General features: G+C 63.7%; 2 protein-coding genes. One reads left to right on the forward strand and one right to left on the reverse strand.

From position 1 onward, the window contains the following. Positions 1 to 464, forward strand: a 464-nt coding sequence (locus E0F75_RS39740; RefSeq protein WP_229315918.1) for a hypothetical protein, incomplete at its 5' end; no start/stop codon positions are given. Positions 465 to 546: 82 nt separating this feature from the next. Here the strand turns inward: E0F75_RS39740 and E0F75_RS39745 are convergent. Then, on the reverse strand, positions 547 to 924 hold the full coding sequence (locus tag E0F75_RS39745) for a hypothetical protein (RefSeq protein ID WP_229315919.1): 378 nt from the start codon (positions 922 to 924) through the stop codon (positions 547 to 549). Positions 925 to 1,046: the final 122 nt, after the last annotated feature.

Raw genomic sequence — 1,046 nt, forward strand, 5'->3', positions numbered from 1 at the left:
GGGAGAACGTCATGAGGATCACCAGGACTGCACGTAGGACGACGCGGGCCAAGATTACCGTGTCCATCGCGGCCCTGGCCGCGGGCTCACTCATACTCACCGCCTGCAGCGGAAGCAGCGACAGCGCCAGCAAGCTCGACGGTACCTACTACATCAAGGACGTCAACGGCACGTCCCAGCTCGGCCAGCTGGTCGTCAAGGGCAGCAATGTCTCGCATCATGAGTACGACTGCGATGGTGTCTACGAGAAGCCGGACGTGACGAGCACCGGCGAGTTCAGCAAGGATCAGTCCCAGATCATCTGGACGGTCGCCGGAGAGGACACCCGCAACGAGCGGACCGGCACCGAGCCCATCTCAACCAGCGACACCTCGATAAGCGTCAGCGGTAGCGCGTACGTACGTGACAACTCCGATGCGGGCAAGGCTTTGCTGGACGCCTTTAAGGCCAAGTGCAAGAAGTAACGTCGACGTCCCGCTCGGCCAGCCAAGCAGCGCAGAACCCCGTGGACATCGCGTACATGGGGTTCTGTCCTTCCTCGTCTGGTCAAGCCTCCACGCCTGCTCCTGAAGCTGCTGCGCCCGGTACTTCCTCGATGGTCTCCGGCGGCCGGCCGTACTTCGGGGCATGCTGCTCGACGAAGTCGAGCTCGGCCCACGCTGTTGGCCTCCGAATCCTCGACTGGGCCACCACGACGAACACCACAGCGCTGGCGCCGATGTTGGACGGACACCACCCCGTCAGCAGCACCACAGGCAGATCATCCTTGATCGCCATGGTGACCAAAACGCCCAAGCCTGTACCGTTGACCAGAATGCTCGACACGTACCCCTCGATCGTGCCGGCCAGACGCGCCAGGGTCCTCGGCTCGTTGCGATGCCGCACGGAGCGCACCATCTCGCCGACGAACACCACGGTGGTCACAGCCGCCACAGTGCTCAGTGCCAGTTCACGGATTCCGGTGGTCCACCATCGCGCCGAGCGCCACCAGCCACGCGGGAACTCGCCGCGAAGCCTAGTAAGGCTTGGTCAGGTTGGGGCTGGTG

The sequence above is a fragment of the Streptomyces sp. CB02980 genome (genome assembly GCF_014451325.2).
GTDB lineage: Bacteria > Actinomycetota > Actinomycetes > Streptomycetales > Streptomycetaceae > Streptomyces.